This window comes from Streptomyces sp. NPDC093568, assembly GCF_044764945.1.
Lineage (GTDB): Bacteria > Actinomycetota > Actinomycetes > Streptomycetales > Streptomycetaceae > Streptomyces.
Genome location: NZ_JBIWJD010000011.1, coordinates 215,816 through 222,477 on the forward strand (window position 1 = coordinate 215,816; position 6,662 = coordinate 222,477).

The following is a 6,662-nucleotide window of genomic DNA, read 5'->3' on the forward strand; positions in this document are numbered from 1 at the left end:
TCGGCGTACGGCCGCTCAGGCGCTCAGGCGCTCAGCGCTTGACCGCGCACAGCAGCCCGTCCCCCACCGGCAGCAGCGACGGCACCAGCTCCTGGCTCTCCCGCACCGCGCGCAGCAGCTCCCGGATGCGTATGACCTCGGTGGGCTGGGGGCCCGAGTCGACCGTGCGGCCGTTGGCGAAGACGCCCTCGAAGACGACCAGTCCGCCCGGCCGCAGCAGACGCAACGATTCAGCGAGATAGTCGAGGAACTCCAGCCGGTCGCCGTCGCAGAAGACGAGGTCGTAGCCGGCGTCCGCGAGCCGGGGCAGCACGTCCAGGGCGCGGCCCGGGATGAAGCGGGCGCGGTTGCTGGCGAAGCCGGAGGCGCGGAAGGACTGGCGGGCGAACTGCTGGTGCTCGGGCTCGGGGTCGACGGTGGTCAGGACGCCGTCGGGGCGCATGCCGTGCAGTAGGTGGATACCGGAGACGCCGGTGCCGGTGCCGATCTCCGCCACCGCCTTCGCGTCCACGGAGGCGGCCAGCAATCGCAGCGCGGCGCCCGTGCCGGGCGACACCGAGCGCAGCCCCGCCTCACGGGCCCGGTCCCGGGCCCAGCGCAGGACGTCGTCCTCGGCGACGTAGGCGTCGGCGAACGCCCAGCTCGTCTGCCGGTTGCCGGTAATGACCCTCTCCTGTCCCCGTGGTTGCCTCGGCGTGACTGTATCCGTTGCGGCCGGGAACCCGCAGATGGGACCGCGCGTTTAGAGGGGTGGGAAGACGAGCGGGGGGACACAGTTGGATCACGACGGCGAGCAGGGCCGCGAGCAAGTGCTGACGCAGGCGCACCAGCCGTGTCAGCCCAGATCAATTTCTCGTAAAACCGCTTATCCGGAGCTAACGGGCGAGGTGGCTATGGTAGGGGCTCCACTGGACACCACCAGAGCCGACAGGGGAGGTGCGGCTGCGCCTGTGGATCGGGGAGGAGTGCTGCGGCGCTTTCTCGGATCGGCGGGCAGGCCGAAATCCGTGAACGACACCGCTGACCACAGCCACGCCGGCGACTACGCCCAGACCGCGACCTTCTCCACCGACGCGGACGGGCAGGCGTGGACTCCGCCCACCTGGGAGGAGATCGTCAGCACGCACAGCGGCCGCGTCTACCGACTGGCGTACCGCCTGACCGGCAACCAGCACGACGCCGAGGACCTCACCCAGGAGGTCTTCGTCCGTGTCTTCCGCTCCCTGTCGACCTACACGCCGGGCACCTTCGAGGGCTGGCTGCACCGCATCACCACCAACCTCTTCCTGGACATGGTCCGCCGCAAGCAGCGCATCCGCTTCGACGCGCTGGGCGAGGACGCCGCCGAGCGGCTGCCCAGCAAGGAGCCCACGCCCCAGCAGGTCTTCAACGACGCCCACTTCGACGCGGACGTCCAGCAGGCCCTCGACACCCTCGCGCCCGAGTTCCGCGCCGCGGTCGTCCTGTGCGACATCGAAGGACTGTCGTACGAGGAGATCGCCGCGACCCTGGGCGTCAAGCTCGGCACCGTCCGGTCCCGTATCCACCGCGGCCGCTCGCAGCTGCGCAAGGCCCTCGCCCACCGCTCGCCGGAGGCGCGCGCCGAGCGCCGCTCCTTCGTGCCCCGTGTGGCCGCGCTGGGGGGAGGGGGCACGACCGCGTGAGTGGCTCCCGACCCAACCCCGCAGAACGGCTCCTGGCCGAGCAGCATCTTGGCGACCGACTCTCCGCCCTCGTCGACGGAGAGCTCGGTCATGAGACGCGCGAGCGCGTCCTGGCACACCTGGCGACCTGCGCCAAGTGCAAGTCCGAGGTCGACGCCCAGCGCCGGCTGAAGAACGTCTTCGCGGAGGCGGCACCCCCGCCTCCCTCGGAGAGTTTCCTGGCCCGCCTTCAGGGCCTCCCCGGGGGAGGTGACCTGGACGGCGGCGGCTCGCCGCTTGGCGGGGGCGGATTCGGCGGACTGTCGGGACGACCCGGCGCCACGGGCGTCTTCGGCGTGAAGCGGAGCGACCGCTTCGAGTTCGGATACGTACCTGCGCGCTCGCACGCGCCGGTGCTCCACGACCCGGACCGCGGCTTCCGCACCCACCCCGTGGGCCGTCATGACGCCGACCGCTCCGCGTCCTCGCGCATGCGGTTCGCCTTCGTCGCGGCGGGCGCGGTGTCGCTGGCCGCCATCGCACTCGGCGGCGTCGCGACGAGCGGGCCGGGCGACGCCGAGGCGCGCGGCGGCTCGGGGTCCGGCAGCAACATGACCCCCGCGCGGACCCAGGGCAGCGGTGTCGCGACGACCCCCGAGAACCAGCGCCGCCGTGCGGTCGGCCCGCTGCTCGCCCAGGGCCAGGGCGGGCGCACGCTCGACACCCCGACGGCCTCGACCGCGGTGTCGGCCCCGCTCCTGCCCGGCATGCCGGCCCAGGCCGCCGACCAGGAGCTGCACGCCCTGGCGGCACCCGTGGTGGCCGGCGCGGCCGCCATGTCCCCGTTGATACGCCCGCTCAGCGCGACCCCGCCCCTCACGCTGACCGCGTGGTCCTCGGACGCCGGGATCACGGCGACTCCGGGCCTGCTCGCCGCACCCGTCCCCGACGCGACCTCGTCCCCCTCCGCATCCTCGGCCGTCGATCGCTGACCGGCCTCTGCGCAGCGGCCCGCGAACCTGATTGAATCCAGGGCGGGCCGCGCGCCGTGCCTGTCGGCCGGGCGCGGAGTCGATGCACCGCGGTCGCGTTGTCGCCGCGTGCGGTTGGGGGAGGGAGCACGAAGTCGCCGGTTTCCCGGGGGAAGCCGAGCGCGACAGCGCAGGGTCGAGCAGGCATTCGCGCGCCGGCCGGTTCCTGGTGGGGGCCTGCCGGGGGCGTCGGGGATTCACGCGGGCTGCCCAGCCGGGCTCCGGCGGTGTGCGTCCGGACGCGGCACACGGCACGCCACGAAGCGTCCTGCTCGGCCACCGGTCAGCAGCGAGTAGGAAGCAGAGCATGAACGAGGGGAAGCCCGCGAAGGCGAAGTGGTGGAGCCGGCCTCGACCACAGGAGGCCTCGGGCCCATCGCAGGGGGCGACCGCGACGCCGGACGGGACGGAGCCCGAGGGCGTCGGCGAGCGGGGGGCCGCGGTGGACACGGGCGGCGATTTCGAGCTGGCGCGTCCGTTGGAGAGCGCGGGCGCGGACGGCGCGGGCGCGGACGGCGCCGACTCGACGTCGACCGACGGTGACTTCGAGCTTCGGCCCGCTTCGAGCGGCCTTGAAGGTGCGGTTTCGGGCGGTGCGGTTTCGGGTGGTGCCGTTTCGGGCGGTGCCGTTTCGGCCGACGGCGACTTCGAGCTTCGGCCTGCCCAGAGCGCCCCTGCCGTGATCGAGGAGCCCGCCGACGGCACGGCGTCCGCCCCCGCGGACCCCGCCGCCGACCGCCCGAGGCCCCTGCACGACCCCGACCCCTACAGCACCCCGCCCTACGGCGAACCGGGCCCCTGGGCGCCCGCCCCACCGGTCCAGCACCCGGCGACGACTCCGGCGTCCGGAACGGCCGTACCGATGCCGGCCCAGGCCACGGCGACTCCGGCAGCCCCGGCAGCGCAGGCAGCTCAGTCAGCTCCCTCTGCTCCGCCCGCGCCGGTCCCTTCGGCCACGCCGACGCCGCCCCCCACCCCGGCCATGCCCACCACCCCGACCATCCCCACCCAGCCGACACCCCAGGCCCCCACCGCGCACGTCCACCCCACCCCCGACCTTCCCGGCCCCACCGAAGCCCCACCCCCCGCCAACCCCTGGCAGAACTACGACCCCTGGGCCCAGGGGCCGGCGCTCCCCGGCGCCCCCCTCCAGCAGAACGGCGCCGCCGTCGCCACCCGGCAGCAGCGGCGGAAGCGGGCCAGGAGGGTGCTGCTCGTCGGCGCCGTGCTGCTCGCGCTCGTGTCGGGTGGGGTCGGGGGAGTCGTGGGGGCGTACCTGGAGCGCAACGGCGGTGTGGGGGACGTGGAGCTGCCGCAGGCCGGGGCCGAGGCCAGTGGGCGGGCACCGGACAGCGTCGCCGGGATCGCCGCACGCGCCCTGCCCAGCGTCGTGACACTGCATGTCAGCGGCAGCGAGGAGCAGGGCACCGGCACCGGCTTCGTGCTCGACGACCGAGGGCACATCCTGACCAACAACCACGTCGTGGAGCCCGCCGGGGACGACGGCGAGATATCGGTGACCTTCCACAGCGGTGACACCGCCAAGGCCGAGGTCGTCGGCCGGGACGGCGGCTACGACCTCGCCGTCGTGAAGGTCAGCGACGTCCGCGGGCTCACCCCGCTGCCGCTCGGCAACTCCGACAACGTCCAGGTCGGTGACCCGGTGGTCGCCATCGGCGCCCCGTTCGACCTGGAGGGCACGGTCACCTCGGGCATCATCAGCGCCAAGGAGCGGCCCATCACGGCCGGCGGCGAGGGCGGTGACGGCAGTGACGTGTCGTATGTGGACGCTCTGCAGACCGACGCCCCCATCAACCCGGGCAACTCCGGTGGGCCCCTCCTCGACGTCCGGGGCCATGTCGTGGGCATCAACTCCGCGATCCGTTCCGCCGGCAGCGGCTCCGAACTCGACGGCGGCCAGTCCGGCTCCATCGGCCTCGGCTTCGCCATCCCGGTCAACCAGGCCAGGCGCGTCGCCGAGGAGCTGATCAACACCGGCCGGGCGACCCACCCGGTCATCGGCGTCACCCTCGACATGGACTACGCCGGCGACGGTGCCCGGGTCGGCGCCAAGAGCAGCGACGGCGGCCCCGCGGTGACCGAGGGCGGCTCCGGCGACAAGGCCGGGATCAAGCCCGGTGACGTCATCACCGAGGTCGACGGCCAGCGGGTCCACTCCGGCGAGGAACTGATCGTCAAGACCCGCGCCCACCGCCCCGGCGACCGGCTCGAACTGACCCTGGAGCGCGGCGGCAAGGAGGTCACGATCTCCCTGACGCTGGGCTCGTCGAGCGGCCGCTGAAGCGGGACCGAGACTCACAGAAACCTCTCACCGTGGCCCGTGTCACCACCCCACGCGGGCCCTGACAAGGCAAACAACCCGGAAAACCGCACGCCCACCCGCATTCGGAGACCTCGGGACAGTACCGGTCGTAGCGGATCGCCGGGTACCGTGGATCCGGCCCGGACCACGGAAGACCACCCAGACCGCCGAGGGCCGAGGACCGAGGACATCGCAAGGAGCTTCAGGTGTTCAATGACATAGGACCGCTCGAGCTGGTGACGCTCGTTGTCCTTGCCGTGCTCGTCTTCGGTCCGGACAAGCTCCCGAAGCTCATCCAGGACGTCACGCGGACCATCCGCAAGATCCGTGAGTTCTCGGAGAGCGCCAAGGAGGACATCCGGCAGGAACTGGGCCCGGAGTTCAAGGACTTCGAGTTCGAGGACCTCAACCCCAAGACGTTCATCCGCAAGCAGCTGGACAACGACGAACTGGGGATCAAGGAGATCCGCAACGGCTTCGACCTGAAGAAGGAAATGGCCGAGGTCACCGACGCCGTCCACGGCCGTGAGTCGGAGTCGTCGTCAGCGTCGTCCTCGTCGTCCGCCTCGTCTTCGGGGTCCTCCGGCGGCAGCATCGACATGACGAAGAAGCCCGAGACCGCGCGCGACGAGCGCCCGCCGTACGACGCGGACGCCACCTGAGCCGTGCGAACACGGGAGCGCACAGCACCCGTACGTGACGCTTCTCATACTCCGCCCGGGTCGCACACGGCCTGAACCCGCCCTCCGTGCGCCCCGCGCGCCGGGCGGTTTCCCTGCTGCTCTCAGCGGTGTGGCTATGCTGCCGAGTTGGTGGGCGGACCGTAGCCAGAAGCGTGGTGCCGCCCGAAGGGGGGCCGGGCCGGGCTGGTCCGGCGAGAGCGAGGAGGCGTCCGGGCACATGGACACGACGAGTCAGACGACGAGTCGCGCAGTCGCGCAGGAACCGACCGCGGAGAGTGGACAGCAGGTCCTCTCTGCCCGGCGCACGGTCGACGGCTACCTGCTGGCGCCCTTCCCGTGGTACGGCCTCGACGAGGCGTTCACGGGGCCGCGCTGGCTGATGCAGGTCGGGACGGCGGCCGACGGGGCCGTGGAACACGGCTCGATCGGGCACGGTGACGAGCCCTCCGTACGGCATGAGGCGACGGAGGACCGGGAGAAGTTCGCGGTGGTGGTGACCGTCGCGGCGAACCCGCCGAGACGCAGCGCCGACGGTACGGGGCTGCTGGAGGCCACGTCGGTGTCCTCGGCGGCGTGGCTCGCCGGGGTGGGGCTGCTGTCCTTCACCTGGCCGGGGCAGATGGACCACTCACTGCGGGACAACTGGCTGGACCAGCAGACGGAGACCGCGTGGGCGCTGGCCGACGACCTCGACGGTCCGGACTGGTCGACGCTGTCGCTGCCCGTGGACGGGGTGCCGACGCCCTTCCACTACCGGGAGTCGGAGTTCGGCTGGGTGCTCGCCGGGTCGACCCAGGCGGGGGTGCACGTGGGGGCGTATGGGCGCGGGATGAGCGCGTACGGTCTTGGCTTCGCCGTGATCAAGGACATCGCCGCGTACGCCTAGCTGTATTGACCCGCAGCGTTGTTCACGCGGCTGATGGGTGGCTGGCCTGCGAGTGCGGTGTGGCAGCGGTGGTGGTTGTAGGTGTGCAGGAAGTCT

General features: G+C 72.4%; 6 protein-coding genes and 1 pseudogene. 5 read left to right on the plus strand and 2 right to left on the minus strand.

Translation table 11 applies throughout. From position 1 onward, the window contains the following. Positions 1-31: 31 nt before the first annotated feature. Complete coding sequence (locus tag ACIRD7_RS35385) at positions 32-664, minus strand: O-methyltransferase (RefSeq protein ID WP_403459943.1); 633 nt, start codon at positions 662-664, stop codon at positions 32-34. A gap of 301 nt (positions 665-965) precedes the next feature. Here ACIRD7_RS35385 and sigE point away from each other — a divergent pair, with 301 nt between their 5' ends. From sigE to ACIRD7_RS35410, 5 genes are all read left to right on the plus strand, one after another. Then, entirely contained in the window at positions 966-1,664 is a 699-nt protein-coding gene (sigE, locus tag ACIRD7_RS35390) for an RNA polymerase sigma factor SigE (protein WP_383418282.1), read from the plus strand. Beyond that, on the plus strand, positions 1,661-2,635 hold the full coding sequence (locus tag ACIRD7_RS35395) for an anti-sigma factor family protein (protein ID WP_403459931.1): 975 nt from the start codon (positions 1,661-1,663) through the stop codon (positions 2,633-2,635). The genes sigE and ACIRD7_RS35395 overlap by 4 nt, the downstream gene beginning before the upstream one ends. Positions 2,636-2,981: 346 nt before the next feature. Then, positions 2,982-4,976 carry a trypsin-like peptidase domain-containing protein gene (locus tag ACIRD7_RS35400; RefSeq protein WP_403459932.1) on the plus strand — a complete coding sequence of 665 codons (1,995 nt, stop codon included), beginning with the start codon at positions 2,982-2,984 and terminating at the stop codon, positions 4,974-4,976. Positions 4,977-5,203: 227 nt separating this feature from the next. Continuing rightward, positions 5,204-5,659 (plus strand): sec-independent translocase, encoded by a 456-nt coding sequence (locus ACIRD7_RS35405; RefSeq protein WP_403459933.1) that lies wholly within the window; start codon positions 5,204-5,206, stop codon positions 5,657-5,659. Between the two features lie 238 nt (positions 5,660-5,897). Continuing rightward, positions 5,898-6,566 (plus strand): hypothetical protein, encoded by a 669-nt coding sequence (locus ACIRD7_RS35410; RefSeq protein ID WP_403459934.1) that lies wholly within the window; start codon positions 5,898-5,900, stop codon positions 6,564-6,566. Here ACIRD7_RS35410 and ACIRD7_RS35415 read toward each other — a convergent pair. Next, positions 6,563-6,662, minus strand: a pseudogene (locus ACIRD7_RS35415) (IS481 family transposase); the annotation flags it as partial. The gene ACIRD7_RS35410 and the pseudogene ACIRD7_RS35415 sit on opposite strands and share 4 nt — an antisense overlap.